At 68.7% G+C, this 24,931-nt stretch carries 21 protein-coding genes and 2 pseudogenes; 18 read left to right on the top strand and 5 right to left on the bottom strand.

Annotation, left to right across the window (positions count from 1 at the left end):
* Window positions 1–76 precede the first annotated feature (76 nt).
* From JE024_RS39645 to JE024_RS39630, 4 genes are all read right to left on the bottom strand, one after another.
* Window positions 77–616 carry a GNAT family N-acetyltransferase gene (locus tag JE024_RS39645; RefSeq protein WP_205378803.1) on the bottom strand — a complete coding sequence of 180 codons (540 nt, stop codon included), beginning with the start codon at window positions 614–616 and terminating at the stop codon, window positions 77–79.
* A complete protein-coding gene (locus JE024_RS39640) occupies window positions 613–1,893 on the bottom strand; it encodes an NsdA family TPR-like regulatory protein (RefSeq protein ID WP_507232750.1) in 1,281 nt (426 codons plus the stop codon). The genes JE024_RS39645 and JE024_RS39640 overlap by 4 nt, the downstream gene beginning before the upstream one ends.
* Window positions 1,894–2,705: 812 nt before the next feature.
* The gene (locus tag JE024_RS39635) at window positions 2,706–3,194 is read right to left on the bottom strand and encodes a TrmO family methyltransferase domain-containing protein (protein ID WP_205378801.1); all 489 of its coding nucleotides are present in this window, start codon (window positions 3,192–3,194) and stop codon (window positions 2,706–2,708) included.
* A gap of 75 nt (window positions 3,195–3,269) precedes the next feature.
* Entirely contained in the window at window positions 3,270–4,655 is a 1,386-nt protein-coding gene (locus JE024_RS39630) for an NsdA family TPR-like regulatory protein (RefSeq protein WP_205378800.1), read from the bottom strand.
* A gap of 209 nt (window positions 4,656–4,864) precedes the next feature.
* Between JE024_RS39630 and JE024_RS39625 the strand changes: the two genes are divergently transcribed.
* The 12 genes and pseudogenes from JE024_RS39625 (at window position 4,865) to JE024_RS39575 (ending at window position 13,534) form a co-directional block, all read left to right on the top strand.
* Window positions 4,865–5,404, top strand: a complete 540-nt coding sequence (locus tag JE024_RS39625) for an ATP-binding protein (RefSeq protein WP_205378799.1) — start codon at window positions 4,865–4,867, stop codon at window positions 5,402–5,404.
* Window positions 5,362–5,718 (top strand): annotated as a pseudogene (locus JE024_RS42050) (DUF6415 family natural product biosynthesis protein); the annotation flags it as partial. The gene JE024_RS39625 and the pseudogene JE024_RS42050, both read left to right, overlap by 43 nt.
* Window positions 5,719–5,736: 18 nt before the next feature.
* A complete protein-coding gene (locus JE024_RS39620) occupies window positions 5,737–5,937 on the top strand; it encodes a DUF5999 family protein (protein ID WP_205378966.1) in 201 nt (66 codons plus the stop codon).
* 1,053 nt (window positions 5,938–6,990) lie between these two features.
* Window positions 6,991–7,914: a Scr1 family TA system antitoxin-like transcriptional regulator gene (locus tag JE024_RS39615; RefSeq protein ID WP_205378798.1), complete on the top strand. Its 924-nt coding sequence runs from the start codon at window positions 6,991–6,993 to the stop codon at window positions 7,912–7,914.
* Window positions 7,915–7,970: 56 nt separating this feature from the next.
* Window positions 7,971–8,129: a hypothetical protein gene (locus JE024_RS39610; RefSeq protein ID WP_205378797.1), complete on the top strand. Its 159-nt coding sequence runs from the start codon at window positions 7,971–7,973 to the stop codon at window positions 8,127–8,129.
* 10 nt (window positions 8,130–8,139) lie between these two features.
* Entirely contained in the window at window positions 8,140–9,687 is a 1,548-nt protein-coding gene (locus JE024_RS39605; protein WP_205378796.1) for an ATP-binding protein, read from the top strand.
* Between the two features lie 35 nt (window positions 9,688–9,722).
* Window positions 9,723–10,181: a roadblock/LC7 domain-containing protein gene (locus JE024_RS39600; protein ID WP_205378795.1), complete on the top strand. Its 459-nt coding sequence runs from the start codon at window positions 9,723–9,725 to the stop codon at window positions 10,179–10,181.
* Between the two features lies 1 nt (window position 10,182).
* Window positions 10,183–10,548, top strand: a complete 366-nt coding sequence (locus JE024_RS39595) for a DUF742 domain-containing protein (RefSeq protein ID WP_205378794.1) — start codon at window positions 10,183–10,185, stop codon at window positions 10,546–10,548.
* Window positions 10,526–11,140: a GTP-binding protein gene (locus JE024_RS39590; RefSeq protein ID WP_205378793.1), complete on the top strand. Its 615-nt coding sequence runs from the start codon at window positions 10,526–10,528 to the stop codon at window positions 11,138–11,140. Before JE024_RS39595 ends, JE024_RS39590 begins: the two co-directional genes overlap by 23 nt.
* 372 nt (window positions 11,141–11,512) lie before the next feature.
* Window positions 11,513–11,662 (top strand): hypothetical protein, encoded by a 150-nt coding sequence (locus tag JE024_RS41745; RefSeq protein ID WP_244883739.1) that lies wholly within the window; start codon window positions 11,513–11,515, stop codon window positions 11,660–11,662.
* Window positions 11,663–11,713: 51 nt separating this feature from the next.
* Window positions 11,714–12,991 carry an acyl-CoA dehydrogenase family protein gene (locus tag JE024_RS39580; RefSeq protein ID WP_205378792.1) on the top strand — a complete coding sequence of 426 codons (1,278 nt, stop codon included), beginning with the start codon at window positions 11,714–11,716 and terminating at the stop codon, window positions 12,989–12,991.
* 39 nt (window positions 12,992–13,030) lie between these two features.
* Window positions 13,031–13,534, top strand: a complete 504-nt coding sequence (locus tag JE024_RS39575; RefSeq protein ID WP_205378791.1) for a helix-turn-helix domain-containing protein — start codon at window positions 13,031–13,033, stop codon at window positions 13,532–13,534.
* Between the two features lie 984 nt (window positions 13,535–14,518).
* Here JE024_RS39575 and JE024_RS39570 read toward each other — a convergent pair.
* A pseudogene (locus JE024_RS39570) lies at window positions 14,519–15,841 on the bottom strand (NsdA family TPR-like regulatory protein).
* Window positions 15,842–16,617: 776 nt separating this feature from the next.
* Here JE024_RS39570 and JE024_RS39565 point away from each other — a divergent pair.
* The 6 genes from JE024_RS39565 (at window position 16,618) to JE024_RS39540 (ending at window position 24,776) form a co-directional block, all read left to right on the top strand.
* On the top strand, window positions 16,618–16,791 hold the full coding sequence (locus JE024_RS39565) for an FxLD family lanthipeptide (RefSeq protein WP_205378790.1): 174 nt from the start codon (window positions 16,618–16,620) through the stop codon (window positions 16,789–16,791).
* A 93-nt stretch (window positions 16,792–16,884) separates the two neighbouring features.
* The gene (locus JE024_RS39560; RefSeq protein WP_244883736.1) at window positions 16,885–19,968 is read left to right on the top strand and encodes a lantibiotic dehydratase; all 3,084 of its coding nucleotides are present in this window, start codon (window positions 16,885–16,887) and stop codon (window positions 19,966–19,968) included.
* The gene (locus tag JE024_RS39555; RefSeq protein ID WP_205378788.1) at window positions 19,965–21,233 is read left to right on the top strand and encodes a lanthionine synthetase C family protein; all 1,269 of its coding nucleotides are present in this window, start codon (window positions 19,965–19,967) and stop codon (window positions 21,231–21,233) included. The genes JE024_RS39560 and JE024_RS39555 overlap by 4 nt, the downstream gene beginning before the upstream one ends.
* Window positions 21,234–21,250: 17 nt before the next feature.
* A complete protein-coding gene (gene fxlM / locus JE024_RS39550; RefSeq protein ID WP_205378787.1) occupies window positions 21,251–23,320 on the top strand; it encodes a methyltransferase, FxLD system in 2,070 nt (689 codons plus the stop codon).
* A 74-nt stretch (window positions 23,321–23,394) separates the two neighbouring features.
* Complete coding sequence (locus JE024_RS39545; protein ID WP_244883734.1) at window positions 23,395–24,618, top strand: hypothetical protein; 1,224 nt, start codon at window positions 23,395–23,397, stop codon at window positions 24,616–24,618.
* Between the two features lie 5 nt (window positions 24,619–24,623).
* A complete protein-coding gene (locus JE024_RS39540; RefSeq protein ID WP_205378786.1) occupies window positions 24,624–24,776 on the top strand; it encodes a hypothetical protein in 153 nt (50 codons plus the stop codon).
* The last annotated feature ends 155 nt before the right edge of the window (window positions 24,777–24,931 follow it).

Raw genomic sequence — 24,931 nt, 5'->3', positions numbered from 1 at the left:
ACCTCAAGCACGGTCCTGGGTGCGCAATACATCTCCCCCTGCACGACCCGACGAAGTCGGGATGACTCACCCAAATTCATGCCGTTGGTCGGATCATCACCGCGAGTCGAGGTGACGCGGGTGACGGCTGGCTATGGCCAAGGTCTTCGTACCCCCACGACCGGTACAGGGCGTGGACCTTCCCACCGCCGGCCGCCGGATTGACCATCAGGGTCACGTACGGCTCGCAGCGGCTGGCGAGGAAGGCGTCGTGGACGCTCCGCGCTACACCGAGTCCGCGCCAGGCGGGCCGAACACCTATCTCTTTCAGGGCAACGGTCGCGCACGTTGTGTACCTTTCGCTGGGCTCTGGGTCCATTCGCTGCCAGTAGCGGTCCCCGTCCTCAATTCGGTTTCCGTAGGCGTAGCCCACCGGGTGCCCATCCTCGTACGCGAGGACAGCCTGGAAACCGTCTTCGGCCCCGTGTCTGTCCAGCCGCTCGCCAAAGCTGCTCACCGCGTAGTTGGCAAGGTGGAGCAGGGGCGCGCGAACTTCTGCGTATACGTCGAGCAGGTCACCGCGGACGGCGAACAGATCATTGAAGGAGCGGAGTTCGATGGCGGTTGCCGAAGTCATGCGGGGGCCCTCCAGGCGGCTGTGTGCTCGGTCCACGTGCGCGCGTTCACGCCGCCTGGTGCCGTAGCCCGCAGGGCAGCACCGAACTCCTGCAGCATCCTCGATACACGCGGGTGTTGGATAGCCGCTTCTGAATTCACATTCATCGCGGTATAGGTGGCGGTGTCGGCGTCGCCTTGTGCAAGCTGCGCTTGCGCGAGGCGACTGGTGGCGATGGCACGTGAGCGCTGCATGTGCGGTCGGAGTGAGGCAAGGCACCGGTGTGCGTGGTACTCGGCGGTTGGCCAATCGCCGGCGGCCAGGTGGGCGCTGAGGGCGAGGGAGTGAAGCTCCGCCTCGTCCCAGAAGGCCAGGAGCCAGACCGGGCGGAAGTCGTTCGGATTGGCGCGTAGCATAGCTTCATGCGCCCGGTCGAATATGCGAGGGAGGCTTCGCACTTCGTGCGACACGCCCTGGATGGCCATCTGGCGGGCCATGCCGAGGGAGGCAAACATGGGGTCGCGACGGGTGATGTGCAGGGTGCGGGCGACATCGTTGGCTGCGTGAGCGTCTGCGGGACGTCCCATGTGTCGGTAGAGAGTGCCGGCGTGAGACCAGATCCGGAACTTGATTGCCTGGTCGCCGGAGAGTTCCGCGAGGGTCTGCGCCTCCCGCATGTGGGCAATGGCTTCCTTGAAGCGGCGTCCGTCGATGGCTGCCCACATCGCTGACGAGCGGAAGCCGGCAGCGGTGGCGTAGAGGCTGCTGCGTACGCGCTGTGTGGCACTTCCGGAGTTCTGTAGGTTCAAGGCCGTGTCGGCTAGGGCCGCAGCCTGCTGCTCGATATCACGCTGGCCGCCACGCTTGTGGTCGCTGGCGATAATCGCGGCGATTTTCTCCTGGAGACGGCCGACGTCGCTCATGCCGATCTTGCGGGGCGAGGCTGTTCCCGGTGCAGCAGCAGCAACGGCGACTGAGATGGCTCCGGTAACGAGTGCGCGGCGGTACATGGGGTCCTCCTGCGGTGCGGCTGCCAACGATGTGCGGCTCCGTGGCACGAACCCTAAGTCGACGGCGGACCTTCCGGAGAGGTCAGCTAAGACATGGCGAGTGGCTGCACTAGGCCAGCGGACCCGTCCGGCACGCCACTCGCGGACATGGCGACCGTCGTACGTTCCAAGCTTCCCAGTGAGTGCTTCGAGCCCTGAATTTACGGCTCTAGCCAGGCTGTTGGCGCTGTGCTGTTGCTCTCTCATCCACGCTTCGAGAGCTCCGTTGCGCGGGTTCCATGAACGCAAGGTAGTTCCGTTGCGAAGACATCGCAAGGTAAAGCACTAGTCAAAATCCCCTAGGGTACTCACGGATGTTCGGCGTCAGATCCCCTAACCCCCTTTCCAGGAACAGGTGTTATCTGGGTCATGCGGCATCAGAGTGACGGTGCGCATGGAGGGACGCCCGGTTCTGCCACCCCGTCGGGCCGGGCAACTCAAGCCGGAGGAAAAGCCCCGTGAGCATGGCTGCACACCTCGTGGACCAGGAGCGCACCTGTCGGCGCACACCTGACTCCGACGTCGTAGTGGCACAGCGCGTAGAGGCCCCGTCGGCCGTGAACCGGTCTGACGAGCGGCGTCCGGATCCCGTATTCATAGGGAGGCCCGAGGGGGCCGCCTGGACCCCACGCCTCAGGAAAACTCCCCCGGCGCGACTGAACCGTTGGAGCCGCCTCGACCCGAGGGGTGACACACAACTGCTGTGCCGTGAGTCAATGGTCAACGCCTTTGCGCGTGCATCGGCCAGCCACGTAGATGCTTGGGTCCGACGCCAAGGTGACCGCCGGCTCAGGATCATTGTGAGCAACGACTGCCCGTTGCCGCGCCCCACGGGCGTCAATGAGGAGCACGGGCGCGGGCTCATTCTCGTGGCCGTTCAGTGGCTCGTCCCACCCGAAGACGAGGAAGCGATCGGCAAGGAATCGCTCCTGACGAGCCCATGCCAGGCTGTGACAGTGCAATCTCGTTCTGCTGTCGTTCAGAATACCCTGATAGCGGCAACGTGCATGGACGGGCTTCGCCTAACCCTGTCCAGGCGGGCGGCTTGGAAGCAGGGGAGCTCAAGGACGCTCGTCTGCTCGCGTCCAGTAGTTCCGCAGCATGTCAGTAGGCCATTCCGGCTGGTGCACAGGTCCGCGGGGCAGCATTTCCTGGAAGACAGGCGCCAGGTCGATAACGGGAGTTCCGGCGTCGGCGTCCAGGTCCGTGACGTGCAGGTCCCGACCCTCGATTCGCATCAGACGCGGGTAGGAGATGCCGATTCGGGCTGGTCGCCTGTGGTTGCGGTGGACGAGGCCTCCGGTGGCTGGCCAGTCCGGATTGCCGCGAGAACTTCGCGGATCGAGCTCGACGTCGTCGTCCGACCCCAGGCTGAAGTGCCAGACGACCTCCAGGTGGCTGAACTCCTCGATGCCCTGCAGGGCACTCTCCGGGATGCTCGGCACGAGGCGGATGACCGACTCGACTCCGGCCTTGTAGTCGTCGAGCCGGCCAGTCTGGCCGCCCACGACCGTGGCAATCACCGGAACCTGGATGTACTGGTCGAACACGCTCCACCTCTCGTGGGTCTTCTCCCTCGGCGCCGCGAGAAGGGTTCTCTGCACCGGGCTTCCCTACCGTACGGGTCACGTGTCCGCGAGGGCCGCTCGGGCTCGCGCGTCGAGGGCTGCGGCAGACCCACCACCTCGACGGAGGACGGGGTGCAGCACTCGGCGCATCTGCACCACAGTCTCCCGTGCCCGTCCGGACTGGACGCCGGTCATCGTATCGAGGGCTTGATGCCAGGTCGCACAGGCCGCATCGAGTTGCCCCTGCCGGACCTGAACCTCACCGAGGTATCCCAAGGTGACGGAGTGAGTTCTGTTGAACTGCTTGCGCCGGGTGCGGACACTGCGCTTGAACTCGCGTTCGGCGCCTTTGAGGTCCCCCAGATCCCGGAGCGTAGCCGCGGTTTCATGAGCGAGGCTCGCCTCTCCGAAGAACCACACCCGGGCGGGCTCGTCACCGCTGGCACTGGCGCGCGCCAGGTCGGACTCCGCGCGGTTAAGTGCGACCACAGCCCGCTTCTTGTCTCCGGCGGCGGCAAGCCCGCGCGCGTGGACAACACCCAACAAGGCCTTCTCCCGCCAGCAGGCTTCGGTGTAGCGGCGGCTGGAGAGGGATCCCTCGGCCAGGCGGACGGCTTCCGTTGGCTGGTGCAGGTCCACGGCTTGGTGGGCCATGGCCCGCAGCGCGTGACCAGCGAGCGGCGCGTCGCCGGCCTCCTCGGCGAGCTGCGTTGCGAGGGTGAGCCACCGAAGCGCGATGGGGTGCTCTCCCGCGTCAAAGCTCGTCCAGCCCGCAAGGTAGGCCAGTTCGGCAGCAGCCGACGTCATGTCCTGGCGCAGACTGTCGGACGGGAATCGTGCGGCCAAGAGAATGGCGACGTCGGTGCGCAGGTATGCGACCAGGGCAGCACGGCCCATGCCCCGGCCGCCGCGCTGCTGGTCGCGCTGAGACAAGAAGGCTGTCATCTCGCGCACGCTTGCAACGTCCTCTGCCGTGACCGTGTGCTGCGACAGCGGCTTGCGGGTGCGTGCGCGTTCGGCGGCCTCCTGCCACCAGGTCTCGGAGGGCAGGGCCAGACCGGCGACCGAGTAGGCCGACTGCGCCAGCACCTGGCGCCGAGCTATGTCCATGTCCGTGCTCCCAAGGTTCGCCAGTGTCGCGAGGGTGTCAAAGCTCCACGCCTGCGCCTGCGGGTCAGCGGTGTCGTCCGGTGCCAGCCCGATGTCCGTCAGCGTGATGGTGCGACCGAGGCCACGGGAGAGCGTCTCGGCCAAGATATGCGCTGCACGACCCTCCGGGACGGCGCCACCGATCCAGCGAGCGATACGGGACTGGTCGTACCGCAGGAGTTCCACTGCACCGTTCTCTGCGGCAACAGCCCTGAAGCGGGCAGCCAGTTGCCGCTGCGAGAGGCCCCATTCCTGGATTGCGGCTTCCAGCCGGGTGTTGCGTGTGCGCCCCATGGGTGTGCGCCCCTGTCCCTGAAACGATCTTGCATCACGTGCATCGCCTTGCCGAGCTCGCCTGCGTTCCCACCGGCCTCGGCACGCGGTTGTCTCGTGAAGACGATATTCCTCGAACCCCCAGGCGGCGTACCGGAACCGGCCGTCTCCTGGCCATACGTGCGGCTGGTGACCGGAAATGGCTCCTGCGGGGCCGGGAAGGGCAGCTGATGAAACTGCAGTACACGATTACCGGCCTTCGGAGCACGCGCGCCAACGATCCGCTGGCGCCGAGCGGCCGACCGGTAGACGGATGTCCGTCCGGAGGCGAGAGCGTACCGACCTGCCGCGCGCGTGACTTCCAGGTGGCGATGGTGGTGTCTGCCCGGGCGGACGCTGTCGCCGGTGCGCGGCGTCAGCTCGCCAGCCTGCTCCAAAGTTCGGGGCTCACCGAGTACGCGGACACGATCGTGCTCGTCGCCCAGGAGTTGATGGTGAACGCCATGGTGCACGGGTGCGAGAACCAGTCGGAGGGCCGGTTCGCCATGAGGGCCATGCATGGGCGCGGGTGCCTGCGGGTGGAGGTGGAGGACCCGTCCCCCAAACAGCCGCATCCGCGGACCGCGACAGTGGATGAGGAGGCCGGCCGAGGGCTCCACCTGCTCGATGCCCTGGTCACACGCTTGGGAGCGGACCTCTCCTCGCCAAGCCAGACCGGCAAGACGGTGTGGTTCGAACTGGATCTCGTTTCTGGGGAGGCTGCGTCGTGATTCTTGCCCGCATCCGCACCGGCCGCCACTCCACCCCCACACGGTGCGTCGTCTCCGCCGCCCGGGAGACCCTGGCCATGGTCCTGACGGACGGCCGCCCCATTCCTGGGACCGATCAGGACATCCAAGACCTGATGCTCCGGCTGCGCGGTCACCTCATGCAGCTTGGGACACTCGTACCCACCCGAAGCGAGCCTGTGACCAAAGCGCTGGAGACGGCCTGGGCCTGTGAGGCTCAGGTGCCGGGAAGGCACGCCCAAGCCCTGATGCCGCTGGTCAGGTTCGCGTTCGCCGTCCGTGCGGTGCTCTGGGCGCTACGCGCCGCAGGAGTTTTGTGTGAGCACTCGCCCAAGTGTCCGTCGGCCACTGCTGCCGACCGCCTGGCGGCCAGCGTCTACACCGCGTCACCCGAGGCCGGATGGAGCTTGCTGTGCAACGGCGTGGTGACCTTCGAGGACACCGGGTACCTCCTGCCGTCCGGTGACATCTGTGTACCGCAGCGTCCTCTGCCGCGCGAGGCGGCGGTGACATGACCTCTCTCCGATGCCTGCCGGGCGGCTTCCAAGGGTGCCGCCACTCCCCGCTGCGAGCGACTCCGACTGCTGGGGACCGGCTCGTGGCCCCCAGCCTCCTGCCCGGCGCGGTGACCGTGGCTCCGGCCGTGGACATCGGCGACCTGCCTCCCGCGCCCGGGCTGCCTGCCCGGCCGACAGCTCACCCCTCCCCGGGGTTGCGTCAGGGCTGGCGTCACACTCGCCCCCGGCCCATGCGGCCTTCCCTGATCTGGTGCCGCGCAAGCCGCCCCCGCCAGTCGGGGCACCAGATCCCATCATTTGTTGGAGATCTTCATGACGTTACGTAGCAACCATCTGTGGCGTATCGCTGTCGCTGAGCAACCGCCCTTTGAACTGGCAGTGGGCCTATCCTCAGTCCGGGTGGGTGTGGCCCTCGGCTTGCCCGCTATCGACGCGCTCGTTGCGCAGGGCATCAACGTCGGACCGTTCAAGTACTGCATGATCCATCGCCAACTCGTCGTGCCAGTGGAGCCGGAGACGGTTCACCGGTGGAGGGCCGCGCACTCCGACTGCATCCCCACGGCCCGGTCCCGAAGCTGTGGTGCGGGCGGATACCGCGGCTGTACGGGTTTGTGGGTGACCAGCCCTGGATCAGAACGGGCCGTGGTCACCCCGGCCGACGCGCTGCACGATGCACTCAGCCTGACCCGTGCCCGGCTGCGAAACGGCAGCTGGCATGCCCTCCCCGTCACACCCGCACACACGCTGCGACGAGACCCCGCGTCAGGCAGCAGACCTCTGGCGGATCTGCCGCGCTGACCGCGGTCACCTCTTCGCCCCGACGTTCGCCGTCTCGGTGAGCCCCCGCCCCTCGCCGGATCCGTACGAGGCAGTGGTCAGCGTCTCCGGACTGGCCACCCGACTGGGTGATGCCCCGGGGCAGAGCTGCCCGGCTGCGCGCCGGCTTTGAATCGCTCGTTCGAAGGCCCCCGCCGATGGCCTTCCGCCCCGCCGCCCCTTCTCTGCGCCGTTCTGCCCCGGCTCAACCATCCACGCAAGGAACTCATCGCCATGCTTCACGCTGTTCCGTCGCCACCGGCCGAGGTGCCACAGGCGCCCGCTCAGATCATGACGGGCCTCTACCTGCAGTGCCTGCGCGAGGCGTATCGCATCGGGCTGGAGGAGGCAGCCCTCACAGTCCGGGTGTCCCCGGCAGCCGTCAGCCGGTGGGAGCGGGCCCACTCCCCCATCCGCCCGGACGCGCTCACCACCCTGCTACGTCACTACGGCGTGGCGGACGACGAATTGGACTTCATGGTGCGGAGTCTTCCGCCCCTGGACGACAACCACAGCAGGTACGAGACGCAGGGCAGCTGCCGAAGCACCGCGCACGACCGGTGGGCGGACGTGGCAGGTGACGAAGCGGCAGCCCGTCTCATCAGCCTGATGCGCTCGGCAACCACGGTCGTGCAGTACTGCATGGTGGTACCCGTCCGCCTGCGCACCCGGGACTACCAGCAGGCCCTGCTGGACCCGGCAGTGTGCATCTCCCCCGATGAGCCGGCCCCCGGGCTGCCGGCATGGGTGCACCACGTGCCCTGGGCCTCGGATCAGCGGTGGACCGTGCTGCTGGACGAGACCGTGCTGACCCGAGGACGGCGCGCGCGTCCCGCAACGCTGGCCAGCCAACTGCGGCATCTGGCCAACCTCACCGCCCAAGAGACCCCCACCGGGCCGGGCGCCACCATCCGCATCCTGCCGCTGAGCGAGGTGCTGTTCATCCAATCAGTCGGCCCGGCCGCCGAAGTAACGCTCCACGGACACCGCATGGTGGTGCGCAACAGTCTCTTCCCCTGCTACGAGACCGGTTCCCGCACCGCACGTGTCATCAGCGCCGGACTGCGCGAGGCCGCCGATGCCGCCTGGAGCCGTGACGCCACTCACGGGGCGCTCATGAGCGCTGCCGAGGACATGGAGCGGAAGTCCATCTCATGACCGCTGCCTCGCGACCGCTTGCCTTCCTACTCGTTCTCCCATCGCCGCAGAAGCCCATGAGCAGACTCCTCGCTCTCGACGAGATGGCCTTCGCCCACCATGTCGGGGCCTGGCTGGTCTGCCGGCACAGAAACACCGATCCCGCCGCACGACCGGTCGCCGATGCGGAGCAGCACACCACGAGCGCTGTCCTGCCGCAGGGAATTGCCAAGTAGGAGCGGTGCGATGCGTGACTCCCCAACCCCGGCCAGGACTGCCCGGCGGCACCGCGCGCACGCCAGCGAGAACGCGGCACCTGCACCGGCCATACAGGCGAACGCGCTCACTGCGGCTGCAGTGGCTGCTGGCTGGCTGCTTGATCGCACCGAGATCCTGCCCACCACGCTGAGCATGGCAACAGCTGTCGCCACCACCGCCTGCTCGCTGTGGTGGGCCGCAGCGAGAACAGCTCGAGCCCGCCGCCACCTGCTCGGGCACGTAGCGGAAGCCCGGCGACAGACAGACGCCGCCCACCAGGCCCTTCACGATGTCAGGACCGCTATCGGCAGGGGCCGTGCGCAGGTGCGCTGGGCAGTGGACCAGGCTGAACAAGGTACTGCTGCCTCCAGCAGCATGCCGCCGCCATCCCCACCCCGCCGCGCGGCCGTGCCCTCCGCCGCCGCTGACGACCTGGAGACGGCCTTCGACGAGGCGTGGCGGGCGGTGATGTCCGTCGCAACCCGGCAGCACCAGCAGCTCCACGCGCAGGCGGAGCTCGCGGAAGTCTTCAAATCCATCGCGCCGCGTCTGCAGAGTCTGGTCAATCGCAGCCTCACCGTGATCTCCGACGTCGAACGGGACGTCGAGGATCCGGAGCTGATGGCCGACCTCTTCCGGGTCGACCATCTGCTGACCCAGATCCGCCGCGAGGTCGAAAGCCTCACCGTCCTGGGCGGCAGCCTCCCTCCCCGTGTCAGTGCACCGGTTCTGCTGGCCACCGTGATCCGGCGGGCAGTCCAGGAGATCCCCGAGTACCAGCGCGTCCGCGTGGCGCCCTCACACCATTCCTCCGCCGCCCTGCCCGGATACATCAGCCCGAGCGTGGTCCACCTGCTCGCTGCTCTGATGGAGAACGCGACAGGCTTCTCCAACGACCGAGTGGAGGTCCACGTCCTTCAGACGGACGGCGGGATCGCCATCGAAGTACTCGACCGGGGAACCGGCATGACACAGCACAAGCGGGAAGCGCTCAACCGGCTGCTGGCCGCGCCCGAGAGCGCGGACCCACGGACCCGCCTGCGCGAAGGCCACATCGGGCTCCTCGTAGCCGCCCTCCTCGCGCGACAGCACAACATCGCCATCCGGCTCGGCCCCAACATCGTCGGCGGCACCCAGGCCGTCGTCATCATCCCCACCGGACTACTCGTCCCCACCGAACCGCACAACCCGCCCATCCAGCCCCCACACACCCCACGCAGGCCAACGCCCACGGCGCCCGGTCCGACACTCCGAGCCCACACACTGCCGGGCCCGGACGATACCGCCGAACTCCCCCGGCGCATCCGGCCCGGCACGGCGCACGACAGCGCGACCGCGCCCCCGCCTCAAGGCGCCAGCCGACCGCAACTACCCCGGCGAGGCGCCGCCGAACGACGCACCCCACCTCTGACTCCACCTGCACCGGCGGGGCGTGCCACCGGCGGACTGATGGCCAGCTTCCGCTCCCGCAAGCCCACCGGAAACGGACAGCCACCTGCTGACCCGACCCCGCCGAACCCCCAGGCATATCCGTGACCGCACCCCAGCACATCCCTGACCAGGAAAACCACATGACTTCTGACAACTCCACCACGCACTTCCACACCGCGCGTGAGCAGCTCAACGGACTACTCAACGCGCTCCTGCGGAAAGTCCCCTTCACGACCAGCGCCGTTCTCGCCTCCGGTGACGGCCTCAAACTGGCCCACACCGAACAGCCGACCGACGACGCCGACAACCTCGCAGCCGTCATCTCCGGCCTGTACTCGCTCGGGCGACAGCAATTCAGGGACATGCCGGGCGGAATCCGCCAGGTCGTCGTCGAACACGACGGCGGCAGCCTCTTCGTCATGAGCGCCGGCACAGAGTTCACCAACAACGCAGCAGTGAACACCGTGCTGGCCGTCGTCGCCACGCCCGACGCGAGCCCCGGCCAGGTCGGCTACGAAATGGAGACCTTCATCCGCGGGTTGAACGAGCACCTCGTCGTAGCAGCCCGGCCCAGCCCGTTCAACGGGCAAGGACTGTGACGTGGGGACGAGCGGCTGGGCCGACGGTTCATTAGGGGACGTCCGCCCCTACACGATCACCGGCGGCCGCACCCGCGCCAACCACACGCTCCAGCTCACCACCTGCCTGATCACCCGACCGGCCTCCCCTGGCACCGTCCACCCGAGCCCCGAAGGCGAAGCACTGCTGCTGCACTGCAGCGGTGCGCCCCGCTCCGTAGCCGAACTCGCCGCACTCTCCCACCAGCCTGTTCAGGTGGTGAAGGTGCTCATCGGTGACCTGCTCGACTGCGACGCACTGGCCCGGGCCAACCCGGCCAGCACCGAAGCCGACCCCGACGTATATCTCTTGGAGGCACTCCTTCATGGCCTACGCACACGCCTCTGAACCAGAGGCGACGCTCCTCCCGTCAGCGGAGCTGAAGATTGTCGTGGCCGGCGGCTTCGCTGTCGGCAAGACGACGATGGTCGCCACGCTCAGCGAGATTCCGCCTCTGACGACCGAGGAAGTCCTGACCGCCGCAAGTCAGGGCGTCGACGACCTGACCGGTGTGGCGGAGAAGACGACCACCACGGTGGCCCTGGACTTCGGCCGCATCACGTTCGCCGAACCACCCCACCCCATGATCCTTTTCCTGTTCGGCACGCCCGGGCAGGAGCGATTCTGGTTCGCCTGGCCCGACGTGTCCTATGGCGCGGTCGGCGCTGTCGTCCTCGCCGACACGCGCCGCCTGGACGCCTCCTTCGCCGCCGTGAGCTACTTCGAACAATTGCGGACGCCGTTCGTCGTCGCAGTCAACGAGTTCGACCACGCGTACCGCTATACGCCGGCGGAAGTGCGGCGGGCACTCGATCTCGACAGGGAAGTCCCCGTCCTCACCTGCGACGTCCGCGATCGAAGGTCCGCCATGACCGTACTGATCCGCCTCGTCGAACACAGCATGCGACCCCGCGACCTTTTTTCTGGAGCCTGCACATGACGAACACCCCGGGCCACCCGCACACGGGCACGCCGCACCCCGAACAGGACGCCCTCCTGCGCGCCCTCGGCCTGACCGGCCCTACGCCCGAACTTGATGCCTTCGCCGCGCGCCTGGCCCAGGCGGCGGGCGCCCCCTACGCCATGGTCAACATTTTCGGCGACCGGCAGCAGTTCTTCGGGCTCCACACCCCCGGGGAGGACAGTGACCTGCCGACCGTCGGCCGGAGCATGCCCCTCGACCACGGCTTCTGCCCCGAAGTCGTCGCCCGCAAGAAGGCCCTGGTCCTCCCCGACGTGTTCTCCTCGCCCCGGTTCGCCGGGAACACCGTCGTCGACCTGATCGGCATCCGCACCTACGCCGGCCCCCCTCGTGCACGGCGACACGGTCCTCGGCACCGTGTGCTTCGTCGGCCCGGTGGAACGCGACCTGAGCACCGGCCGCGACTCTCTCGCCCTGATCAAGCAGCACCGCGACCATGTCATGGCCTTTCTCCACCAGCGCGCCGGCATCCAGCCGTAGACAACCCCGCACCACCCCATGCCACGAGCAGCCACCAGGGAGGGAGCCCCCATGTCCGACGCCTATCTCGAAGAACGCCATCACCAACTGCGCGCGCAGGTCCGTGCCTTCGCCGAGTCCCACATCGCCCCACGGGTCGCGGACATGGAGGACACCGGCGCGGTCGAGACACAGCTGGCGGAAGCCATCGCCCTCCAGGGGTGGATCGGCGTCACCGTCGACACGACGTACGGCGGCATGGGCGCCGGGCACCTCGCCAAGACCCTCATCATCGAGGAACTGTCCCGGGTCAGCGGAGCCATGGGCGCCGTCGCACAGGCATCCCAGCTCGGCGTCGCAAAGATCATCCACTTCGGCAACGCACGGCAGAAGCAGACCTGGCTCCCCAAGATCGCCAACGGCACATGCCTGCCCACCATCGCCGTCACCGAACCCGACGCCGGCAGCCACGTGCTCGGCATGCAGACGACCGCACGCCGCGAGGGACGCCACTACGTCCTCAACGGCCGCAAAATCTACATCGGCAACTCCCACATCGGGCACCTCCACGGAGTCGTCGCACGCACCGGCGACGGCTCGAGAGGCCTCACCGGCTTCCTCGTCGAAGCCGACCGCCCCGGCCTCACCCTGCCCCCACTTGTCCGAGCCCTGGGACTCCACGGGTTCAGCTTCGGCGAACTGCACTTCACCGACTGCCGCATACCCGTCAGCAACCGCCTCGGCGATGAGGGAGACGGCCGCGACATCGCCTACTCCTCCAGCGTCCTGTACGGGCGCCCCAACCTCACCGCCGTCGCCCTCGGCATCCACCAGGCGATCCTGGAACAGACCACCCGCTTCACCAGCGAACGCGTCCGCTACGGCAAACAACTCCACCACCTGCCCAACATCACCATCAAAATCGGGCAGATGCAGTCCCGTCTGATGACAGCACGCCTCGCCGCCTACCACGCCGCCCACCTCCTGGACACCCGCGCAGCCTGCGACACCGAACTGATAAACGCCAAACTCATCAACACAGAACTCGCCCTGGACTCCGCCCGCGCCGCCATGGAAATCCACGCCGCAGCCGGCCTGCTGACCGACACACCCATCAACCGATACCTGCGCGACGCCCACCACATCCCCGCCCCCGCAGGAACATCCGACATCCAACTCCTACGCCTCGCCGAAGTCGCACTCGGCCAAAGCAAAGGCCAATGGTCACAACGACTGTCCACCGTCCTCTCCCCCCATCGGACGCCTGCCCTCCCGGTCCCGCACATCCCCGCCCCCGGACCGGACAGCCACCCAGCACCCCACACAGCCCTGCCCGGACCCGCGCAGTAGATCGAGCGCCCTTCACCTCCCTACCTACCTGGACATCTGATGACCCGCAGCACCACCCTGATCACTCCACTCACCACCACCCAAAGGAAGATCGGCGCCCACAACGTCTGGGGGCTCTCCAACAGCGAAATCGCCGAAGCGGAGCACCTGACTCTGGAGACCGTGCGCTCCTACATCGGCACGATGCGCCTGCGCCTGCACTGCCCGCCCCGCGCATCCCGCGCGGTTCTCGCCCACACCCTCCTGCGTCTCAAGCAGGTTCCACCGCCCGAACTCACCGTGCGGCACTCCTTCGTGCCGGACGCCGACGGGCGACGGCTCATCCACGCCCTCGCCGAGCACTCCCAGCGAGGCGACATCGCCCGCGCCACGGGCATCCCCACAGGGGCCCTGCGTACCCGCACCGACGTACTCGTGCGCCAGGCCGGCGCCGCGAACGTCCCCCATCTCATCGGCCTGGCCCACACCGACGGCATCCTCGGAGCCGAGGAACCCACCACCGCCACGCCACCGCCGAACGGACCGGCCGAAGCAGGGCGATGAACTCCTCTGCCCCCGGCACCACCCCCCACCGCCCTCAGTGCACCTCTCGGGTATACCCAAGGAAAGCGACCGTGGGCCCCGGCCCTCGCGCGGGCAGCCAAGGACCCCGTCCGAGACTCGCGGGCAGTGGCTCACCCGCCACGTGCCCGACGACAAGAGAGCCGCCGGCTACCCGGCGACGACTCGGTGGGCGTCATGGGGCCAGCGGCGGTGCGGACACAGTCGCGTGGTTGCTCCGGGACAAGCATCTGGTGTACCGGCGTGGGCGCCCAGCACCGGTTTCAACGAGGCGAACTCTTGACCGAGCTCAGCGTGCTCTTGGCCAGGTGCCTGCACCGCACAGTCCTTCCCGTCGGGAAGGACTGTGCGGTGCAGAAGTTCGGGCCCAGACCCGCTCACGTTCGAGCCACCACGACGGGCCTGGATGCGGCCGGAAAAGACGTATCAAGGCCGGGGCGGGTACCAACTGAGCCCCGGGGAGCTGCACCCGCAGGACAGGGGGGTCGACCAGGAGATACGGGGAGGGTATCCGCTGCGGTCACTTTCGTCATGGTGTTCCACTGCCCACCGCCTGGTGGCCGACCGTCTCGTGGCCCACCGCGACAGCCGAGTACAGAGAGACGACGCAAGCGCCCTCGCCAGACAGACATCTGAGGCGGGATGACGGGGGAGACATCCCGCCTCAGACGCAGTTCACCGTACGGGCCTTCAGGTGAGTCGAACCGCAGAATGCCACCTAAATGTCCGAAAACAAGCCTCCTGCTGTGCAGCTCGCCCTAGTCGAACTCTTGGCCAGGCGGCGAAGGTGATGACTGCGGCCCCATCGTGACCTGACATCCGTAGCGGAGACGGCGGTCAGGGCCCGGTCGCCGAACACGTCCTGGTCGGAGCCGTACGCCCGTGGTGTCGAGCTGGTCGTGCAGTACGAGGGGGCAGCGACGTATCCGGTGACGAGCCGATGGGCGTGCGCATCTGATGTCCGGACTATGCGACAGCCTGCAGCAGTTCGGGCACACCCTCTGCAGTGCTGTACGGCGCGAAGGAGGGAGCTAAATTCCGGACGAGCTGCACGCATCGTGGGGCTCCAATCCGTTCAGCCAGGCGAAGAGCTTCGAGGGCGTCGGCAGCTGCTGCCTCGGGTTCGCGACGACTGAGATGCCCCTGCGCCCGGTAGGCAAGGAAGATTCCGCGGGTTTTGTCGCGGCTGACGGGCAGGAGCGCTTGACCCTCGGCGATGAGGCGGTGTGCCTGGGTGGTGTCGCCGAGGTCGAGCAGGCAGCGGCCTGAGTCCACGGCCAGGTCGGCGGATGACATCTACGAGCACCAGTGCGGGGTGTCGTCTACGTCCCCGGCATCGAGCAGGCGTTCTGCGGCATGCAGGGATTGCATCGTGGCGCGCCGTTCGCCGCGCGCGGCTTGGGCGCGTGCCAGTCGCAAGTGCAGCAAGGAACTGGCTGCGGGGTGCGTGGTGCGGCTGAGGGCCTTGGTGAGGATGCCAGCGGCGGTGGTGGGGTCATCCCGCCAGGAGGCTTGGTAAGCGAGGTCGCTGAGGAGGGCCGCGCCCATATCACGGTCGCTACTGACGTAAGCGTTGTGCAGTCCGGCAATCCAGTATCGGCTGGCGGCGCTGTGCTGACCATGGTCGAAGCGGATCCAGGCGACTGTCTGGGCGAGGCTGGCGGCGAGCTTGTGCAGGCGCACTCCTAGGACGCGGGGGTAGCGCTGCTCCCCGATCAGATCGGTGACGCGCGCGAGGTGGGCGTCGTAGAGAGGCGCAATGTGCTGGCGTTGTTCCGTCGCCAGTGCGTTCAGGCGGGCGCTGGTCTCCTCCAGCAGGGCTACGACATCCTCGCCCACTATGGCGCCCGGGCCGGAAGGGCCATGGGCAAGAGCGGTCGGTTGGGCTCCAGTCCAGCTTCCGGCCAGGGCAACGAGCGCGGATCCGGGGATAGCGCTGAGCAGGTTACGGCGGTCCATAGTGTGCAGGGCCTCTCGCAGAGCAGGTACAACGTTCGCAAGGCCGAGCGGCACGACACCCTGGTCGATGCGAGGAAGCCAGGCGGGCCAGACAGCAGGGTCAACGTCATCGGCCGAGATGCCCAGGACTTCCGCGATGTAGGTCTGGGAGACGACGTCAGGTCGTACGCCGTTGACCTCCCATTTGCGCACCCGGGCCTTATCGACGCCGGTGCGCAGACCGCGACGGCGGGCAGCGCCGTGTATCGCTTGGGCGAACTCGACACGGTTGAACCCGCGCGCGCTGCGGACTGCAGCCAGCGGGTGGGGTGTGCGCTCATCCTCGTCCACGACGAAATCCAATCAGGCAGGCACAGCCTGAGCGTACCGCCGCAGAGACGGGACTCCCGCAAGACTCCCATCAACTACTAGGCCGTGCACGCACAGTTGACCGACACTCGGTCATCTCAGCGGCCTCATACGCCGACGTTGCCCACGAAAGGCCGAGGTCGGCTACCCCGGCCTCAACGCCTGGGCTGACGGTCTGCCGTACAGGCCATCCATCACCACCAATCGCGTGCCCAGTTATCCCGAAGGATCTCCCGTGGAGCCCTTGACCGTCGTCCTCCCAGCACAGACCGACGCTACGCGCCGTCTCGACTCTGCTGGCGGCGCCAAACTGGAGAGCTCCAGATGACCGCCCGACCCGACATCGCGCTGGATCTGATCGGCGAGGTCAAGGCCGACGCGAACACCACGTGGGGTGCCCCGACGGACTGCCGGAACGCTGCTCCAGAAGAGGTCGCGCAGGCAGCCCGACACACCATAGCCGGAGACACGCAGGCGCCACTCTGGATCGTCGCCCGACTACGAGGTTGGCCTGGGCGCACGCTGGTCGGTGAGGACGGATGTCAAGCCGTGCTGTCCCTTGCCCTGAGCAGTGACCGCTCGCTCCACCCAGTGGCTGACTCGCCTGCACAGGTGACACCGAAAAGCTTCCCGCCGCGGCTTCGCGTCGGGGTGGCCAGACCCGGGCCGACGGAGCCAGCCCACCGGCCACTCTCCGGCCTCCTGCATACGGCAGAGCCATCAAGCCAACAACACCCAACCATGAAAGAGGAATTGACATGACGCGCAACATCGCGCAGAGCACCACTCAGGCTCAGGAGCCCCTCGCCCAGGAGGACGGGTTCACCCTGAACGTCGGTTTGCTGGAGGTCTCCGATGCCATCGGACTGACCAACCTGACCGACGACAACTGCGGCACCACCTGCGGCGCCTGCACCACCAACGTCGCCTGACCTGACCCATCTAGCCCGCACCTGGCCGGGGCCGCCACACCGATGGTGCGGCGGGCCCCGGCCGCCCTTCCCGCCCGGCTCAAGGAGGCATTCGTGACCGCACCACCCTTATTCCGGGCCGGCACGACCGCCCTCGTCCGCGCCGTAGCACGACCGGCACCGGCCGAGGATCCCTTCCCCGACTTCGACGACCGCCCCCTCCCCGACGCCGGTCAGGAAGACATCACCGCCAGCCGTCTCGCCTGGGTGCGCGCCGTCTGGAGCAACGCAGCCCTGGTCGAGGCCGTGCGACACGCCAGCTCGGACCTGGGGACCCAGGTCGATAATCTGTGCGAGTCCCCGGCACCCTCCAGGCGCGACGTCCGGCGCGTCGGCCTCTCCCTGGTCCGTTACCTGCTTCGGGCAAGGCACCGGGCCACACCGTTCGGTCTGTTCGCCGGCGTGACCACCGCCGCCTTCGGTGACAGGACTGCCGCCGTCTGGGGCGAGGATCATGTGGTTGTCGCGCGGGTCGGCGCCGAGTGGCTGTCCCGGCTGGTCGAGCAACTGGAGAGAAGCGGAGAGCTGTTGCCGTGGTTGTCCGTCATGGTGAACAACACGGCCTTCGTAAGGGACGGTCGCCTGATCGTCCCGTACCAGGACGACGGTCGGCGGGCGGTGGAGGCGTCGATCGAGCTGTCCTCCCCAGTGCGCAGTGCCCTTGCCGCAGCAAAGGAGCCGGTCCGGTTCGAGGACCTGGCCGAGAAGCTGGGCGCAGAGTTCCCCGGCGTGGTCCCCGAGCGGGTCCACGGGCTGCTGGCAGGCCTGATCAGGCGGCGCGTGCTGATCACGAACCTCCAAGCACCGGCCACCGAACCCGACGCCCTCGGCTACGTCCTCGCCCAGCTCGACACGGCCCGGGGCGGCGCCCTCGTCCCGCTCGCTGGGATGGTCAGAGACCTTCGCGCCGTCCACGCAGGGCTGCTCCAGTGCGCCTCGCCGGATGACCGGGAGGCAGTGGCCGCGCTGATGCAGCAGCTGGTGCCGGGCCTTCGCCGCCACCCCTTGGCGCTCGACCTCCGTCTCGACGCACATCTCCGGCTGCCCGATGAAGTGGCGCGCGAGATTGAGCGCGCCGCCACCGTCCTCACCCGGCTCAGTGCCCGCCCGTACGGGGGCCGCGGACTGGGCGAGTATCACCAGCGATTCTATGAGCGGTACGGCATCGGCACGATGGTGCCCCTCCTCGATGTCGTCGCCGACAACGGCATCGGCTACCCCGCCGGTTACCCCGGTGCCCCGGCCGGCGCCGGCCAACGGCGGATCTCCCCACGGGACGACATACTCCTCCGACTGGCCCAGGCCGCCGCGCTCGACGGGCACGACGAAGTGGTGCTCTCCGACAAGATGGTGGAAGCCCTGAACATGGGGCCGAAGGAACCGCGGATGCCGCCGCACCTGGAGATCGGCATACGGCTGCACGCGACGAGCGTCGAAGAGGTGCAGCACGGCCGGTTCACCCTGGCGGTCACGAGCGTGTCCCGTGGCGCCGGGGTCAGCACCGGCCGCTTCGCCAGCGTCCTGGATCCCGCCGCGCGTAAGGCGCTGTGCGCGGAGCTGACCGACCTGCCCACCGCCGATTTCGGCACTGATCCCGCCCAGCTCTCCTTCCCTCCGCTGCTGCCCGATACCGCGCACGTCACTCGGACCCCCCGCATCCTGCCGCTGCTGATCAGCCTGCAAGAACACCGGCCACCCGCCCCGGACGTTCTCACTCCGGCCGATCTCGCCGTGGCCTGCGACGGCCGCCGGATGTACCTGGCCGCCCCGGGTCTTGGCCGCCGCATCGAGGCCGTGGGCATGCACGCGCTTAATCTCACCGAGCACACCCCGCCACTGGCCCGGCTGCTCACCGAGCTCTCGCGCGGCCAGTGCGCCCGGGTGACCGCCTTCGACTGGGGAGTTGCCGCGACAGCGCCGTTCCTCCCGCGCCTGCGCTACGGCCGCATCGTGCTCTCCCCGGCCCGGTGGCGGCTGGAAGCGGCCGACCTACCCGGCCAGGACCGGGCGACGGCAGAGTGGAACCTCGCGCTCGACGAATGGCACAGCCGCCGACGCCTGCCTCAGCACGTGCGGCTCGTCCAGGGCGACCGGCTCCTCCCACTCGACCTCGACCAGGCCGCCCACCGCAGTCTGCTACGCCAGCAGCTCGACCGCGCCTCCGCCGTGGTGCTCACCGAGGCGCCGGGCCCGCAGGCATACGGCTGGAGCCAGGGCCGGGCCCACGACATCATCATCCCCCTCAACGCAACCAGGTCCGCAGCGTGGCCGCCGCTTCCCCAGCCGACCCCGGCCCGCACCCTCACCCGGCCCCAGACCCAGACGCCGGGCACGTCCTCGGTGCTGCTGGCCACCCTGTATGGAGACCTACGCCGCCAGGACGCCGTGCTCACCCGGCACATCCCCGAACTCCTTGACCGGCTCGGCTCTCCCCCATGGTGGTTCATCCGCTTCCGCGACCCCGACCAGCACCTGCGCCTGCGCATCGCCCTGCCTGACCCGGCTGGCTTCGCGGACGCCGCCCGTACGGTGAGCGCGTGGGCCGACGAACTGCGCACGGACGGGCTTCTGGCAGACCTGCGCTACCCCACCTCCTACCGGGAGATGGGCCGCTGGGGCTCCGCAAGCGCATGGGACGCCGCCGAAAAGGTATTCCGGGCCGACTCTCGAGCCGTCATCACCCAGCTCTCCCAGCCCAGGCGCCCACAGCAACGCGCTCTGGTGGCCGCCCACACCTTAGCGATCACCTCAGCGTTCCTCGGCAGCCCGCAGGCCGGCGCGCGCTGGCTGATCGACCACATCCCGCACCGAGCGCCGAAGCCGATCCCAAGGCAGCAGTTCACCGAGGCCGTCCGCCTGGCCGACCCCCACGACGGCTGGGCCGCGCTCCGTGCGGTCCCCGGCGGCAAGGCGATCGTCGCGGGCTGGGCCGACCGTGCCGTCGCACTGGCCGCCTACCGCAAGCACCTGCCGGGCCCGGACACCGAAGGCATCGCCTTGGACGACGTCCTCACCTCCTTATTGCACACCCACTTCGTACGGCACGTCGCGGTCAACTTCCCCGAGGAGGAGATCTGCCTCCACCTCGCCCGCGCCGCCGCCCAAGCCTTCAACGCCCGTCCCAGGAGGACCCGGTGAACAACGACACCGCCCTCGGCCTGTCCGCGAGCATCGCCGACCGCCTCGCCCACCCCGGCACCGCGCCACCCACGGTGAGCACGCAGGCCGCCCGGCAGCACCTCGCACTCGGGCCGATCGGTATCGCTCTGCTGCACATCGAGCGGGCCGCGGCTGGCCTCGGCCCGTGGCAGCGCGCCCACGACTGGCTCGCGGCCGCCACCCGCCGCCCGTTCACCAGCGGCGCCGACAGCCACCCCTTCTACGGCGCCCCCGCACTCGCGCACGTCCTGGCCTGCGCCGCCGAAGGGCTACCCGGCGCCTATGCACGCGAACTCGCCCTCCTGGACCGCCGGATCTTCGACGACGTCCAACGCCGCCTGGACGACGCGCACCGCCGAGTCGACGCCGGACAACTCCCGGCGCTCGCCGAGTTCGACGCGATCCGCGGACTGACCGGCTTCGGCGGCTACCTCCTGCGCCGCGACCCGGCGGGCCCGGCCCTGCAATCGATCCTCGACTACTGCGTACGCCTGACCGAACCGCTCACTCATCAAGGGGACACTCTGCCGGGGTGGTGGACGCTCAGCGGGCCCTCCGGACGGCCGGACGACCAATTCCCCGGCGGCCACAGCAACACCGGCATGGCCCACGGCGTCGGCTCCGTTCTGGCCCTGCTCGCGCTCTGCGCCCGCCGCGGCACCAAGGTCAGCGGCCACAGCCAGGCCCTGCGCACCATCCTGGCCTGGCTCGACCACTGGGCTACTGCCACCACGCACGACGGGACCTGGCCGTACTGGGTCACCCGCGACGAGCTGCGCACCGGGCAGCTCGCGCCCGCCGGTCCCCGGCGTCCCTCGTGGTGCTACGGCACCGCCGGCATAGCGCGCGCCCAGCAGCTTGCCGCCCTCGCGCTCGGCGATCCCACCCGCCGAGCGGTCGCCGAGAACGCCTTCCTGAACGCTCTCACCGACCCCGAGCAGCTGTGGGCCACCACGGACACCGGCCTGTGCCACGGCTTCGCCGGACTCGCCCACATCACCGGCCGGGCCGCCGCCGACGCCGCGCCCGAGACCGCGAACCAGCTCCGCGCCGTTCTGCCCGACCTGCTGGCCACCCTGCTGCCGCCCGGCTCGAAACCGGAGGACGCGGGCACGGCACTCATCGATGGCGCTCCCGGCGCCGGTCTCCTTGACGGCGCCGCCGGTATCGGGCTCGGCCTCCTCTCCACTTCCGGCACCGCCCCGCCGCGCACCCACTGGGATGCCTTCCTGCTCGTCGCCTGACCTCCGAGAGGACCTTGATGCCCGCCGACCATTGGCAGCAGCACCAGATCACCTTCCCCGACCGGCAGACCGCGCGCGCCGCCATCACCGACCGCCTCGCCTCTGTCCTGCACGAGGCAGAGGCCACCCGGCAGCTCAGCGGCTGGTGGTTCATGAACAAACAGCCCTGGCCGCTGCGGTACCTGGCCGATCAACCCGCCCCGGCCGTAACGGCGCTGCTGGACGACCTGGTCGCAGACGGCGTCGCGTCCTCCTGGACGACCGGGATCTACGAGCCTGAGATGCACGCCTTCGGCGGCTGGCCCGCCATGGCGACCGCGCACGACCTCTTCCACGAGGACAGCCGCCACCTCCTCGCCTACCAGATAGGCCCCGGCCACCTGGACCGTCCGGAGATGGCCGTCCTGCTGCTGAGCAGCATGATGCGGGCCGCGAACCTCGACTGGTTCGAGCAAGGCGACGTGTGGAGCAAGGCCGCCGCCCTGCGCCCCGGCACCCCGACACCCGACTTGTCCGAGAGCCTTCTGCCGTCGATGCGGAAGCTGATGGCCATCGAGGCACGCAGCCTGTGCCGGGCGGGCGGGCCGCTGGACGGCCACACGCAGTGGATCGCCGCCTTCGAACGGGCGGGCATGACCCTCGCCCACCTCGCCGCGCAGGGCGAACTGACTCGCGGCCTGCGCACTGTCATCACCCACCACGTCATCTTCCACGCCAACCGGGCCGGCCTACCGGCCGCAGACCAGCACACCCTGTTCCACATCGCACGAGAGGCAGTCATGGGATCGAGCGACGACACCGCGCCCACCAAGGCCAACACCCCCGCCGCCGATAACGTCAGCGCGGTGAACACCGACACGCTCACCACACCCGAGGCCGAGTGCCTGCGCAACGCCCTGGTCGACCAGATCAAAACCGAGGGCCACGCCCGCACCTCCGAGGTCGAAAGCGCGCTGCGCACGGTCCCGAGGCACAGGTTCGTCCCCGACGCGTCGCTCACCGACGCCTACGCCAACGCGCCGGTAAACATCAAGTACGACACCGACGGCACCTCAATCTCCTGCGCCTCCCAGCCCAGCGTCGTCGCCCTCATGCTCGACCAGCTGCAGGCCCAGCCCGGCGATCGCATCCTCGAACTCGGCGCCGGCACCGGCTACAACGCCGCCCTCATCGGACACCTCGTCGGCCCTGACGGACACGTCACCACGATCGACGTCGACGACGACCTCGTCGAAGGCGCGCGCGCCCACCTCGCCGACACTGGTTTCACCAACGTCCAAGCCCTCACCTGCGACGGCGCCCTGGGCCACGCCGAAGGAGCACCCTACGACCGGATCGTCGCCACAGTCGGCGCACACGGCATTCCGCCCGCCTGGCTCGAGCAGCTCGCCCCCGGCGGTCGGCTCGTCACCCCCCAGCGCCTCAAAGGCAGCGTCTCGCGCTCCATCGTCTACCAAGAGCGCGACGGCCGCTGGATCTCGTCCGGCTCTCAGATGAACACCTTCATGCCCCTGCGATGCGGCATCGCCGACGACGACCGCCGCGTCATCCCCCTCTCCACGCAGAGCACTGTGCGCCTCCAAGCCCCCGCCGGACAGCAGATCGACGCCGACGCCCTCGCTGGCGTCCTGGAACAGCCGCGGACCGAACAATGGACCGGGATGAAGGTCCGCGCCATGGAGAGCCCGGAGTGGATGGAGCTCTTCGTTTCCTGCTCTTTGCCCTCCGGCCTGATCCGCATGCTGTTCCCCCAGAGCGCCAAGGGCACCGTGCTCACCGATGACCCCTACCCCTCCTCCACAGCCGCCGTGGACAAGGGCGCGCTCATCTACCTCACCCGGCGCCTGCTGGACGAAATGACACCCGAGGGCGGCAAACTCTGGGAGTTCGGCGTCATCGGTCACGGCCCCGGCAGCGAGGATCTCGCCTCTCAGACCGCCCACGCTATCCGCACCTGGGACCGCGAGTACCGCGGCCGGGAAGCCGACTTCGAGCTCCTGCCGCTCGACGCGCCGCCCGTCGACCAGCGATCCGGCACGTTCCTCCTCGACACCCCGCTCAACCGCGTCCTCGTCACCTGGCAGTAGCCCCTCGGCTGCGAGCCCGCCTTCCAACGGCGGGCCCGCAGCCGCATTCGCCGTTCCCTTCTCCGGGAGTCCCCATGGACCCGAACGCCTCCATAGCCCGGCGCTTCCCCCTCATCTCCCGCTTCCGCCCCGCCTGCCTGCCGCTCCCGCAGCGCGTCCGCGCCCTGGTCGAGCTTTCCGCCACAGCCCAAACGAAGGCGGACCAAGGCCTGGCGTCCGCGGTCTACAACCAGGCCGCACTCCTCGCCTCCGACCTCGGCCTGCCCTACCTCGCCCGCCGCTGGTGCCACCAGCACGCCGTCGCCTACCTCAACGCCACCCCCCTCCCCGGCATGACCGCAATCCGAGCCCTGGAACCCGTCGTCAACCTCGCCCGGCTCCAGATCCGCGCTGGGAACACAGACGACGGTCGCCAGCGCCTCCTCAACCTCTTCGACGCCGTCAGTAACGCCGCCCCCGTCGGGTTCGAAGGCGTTCGCATCCCTGCAAAGCTGACCACCAGCGACACCGATCGGCACGAGGTACGCGCGTGGCTGTGGCGGGTGATTCTCGCCGACGGCACCCGCACTCTGACCACCGCCGGCCGCTGGACTGAGGCCCTCGCCCACATCGAGAAGCACCACGGCCTCGGACTGCGGATGCTGGACGGTCGGCAGGTCGCCGTACTCGCCACCCTCCACGGCGACCCGGAGCACGCCACCCGCCTCGTCGCCGAGACGACACCTGGCGAATCCTGGGAGAACGCCGTCACCACCTGCCTGGCCGTGATGTGTCACCGAGCCGCCCACCGCTCCGTCGACGACCTGCTCCCCGATATGGTGAATAGCTACTTGCAGCGCGAACCCGCCACCGGTACGGCTGTCTTCGACACGCGCCTCGGGCTCACCGTCCTGGACCTCCTCGATCAGTCCGACAGCTCTGCAGCACACCTCGTCGCCGAGGAACTGCACCGTCGAACCACGGTCGCGACCGACGGCTACGCTGCCCGCGAGTGCCTGGCCAACCCCCGCTTCACCAGCCTGGTCTCCTCCGGGAAGGCGAACGATGCCCACGACTTGGTCCACGCGTGCGGGCTGAACGACGGAGGGCTACCTCCAGCCTTGGCCGCCAAGTTGGCACATGCACTTCGGGCCAGCAGCGGAGTGATCCGTGACAGCCTGGCGTCCCTACGACCCGCCGTTCAGGAGACGCCCCAGAGCCAGGCGTTCCTCGATGAAATGGGCGCCGACCGAAGAGCGCACTCACCGGGCTGGTTACGCGGACGAACCCTCGCACGTCGTCGACCGACAAGGCCGTAAGGCTGATGCTGTTCAACGCACAGCACGCCTCACCGGACCGCTCCCGCCGACAGGCCGCATGGGTGGCCGCCCAGGAGAACAGCGACGCCGCCGTCCTTACCAAGCTGTCCTCCACCCACGGTGTCGATGGCCGCAACGGTGAGCGGGACTTCCTCTAGCAGGTGCGCACCGTCGTCGCACTAAAATTCGGATCAGGGGCAGTCGGCAGCCGCGATCATCGATAGACCCGAGTCGCCGACATCGCCCCGGGTGCCACGCACTGGCGCGTTCGAACCCGCCCTCGGGGTCGGAGACGCGTACGGAAGTCTCCGAC

The organism is Streptomyces zhihengii (assembly GCF_016919245.1).
In the GTDB taxonomy this organism is placed as follows: domain Bacteria; phylum Actinomycetota; class Actinomycetes; order Streptomycetales; family Streptomycetaceae; genus Streptomyces; species Streptomyces zhihengii.
The sequence above is the reverse complement of the archived record's forward strand: the minus strand, read 5'-3'. Positions and strand labels throughout refer to the sequence as shown.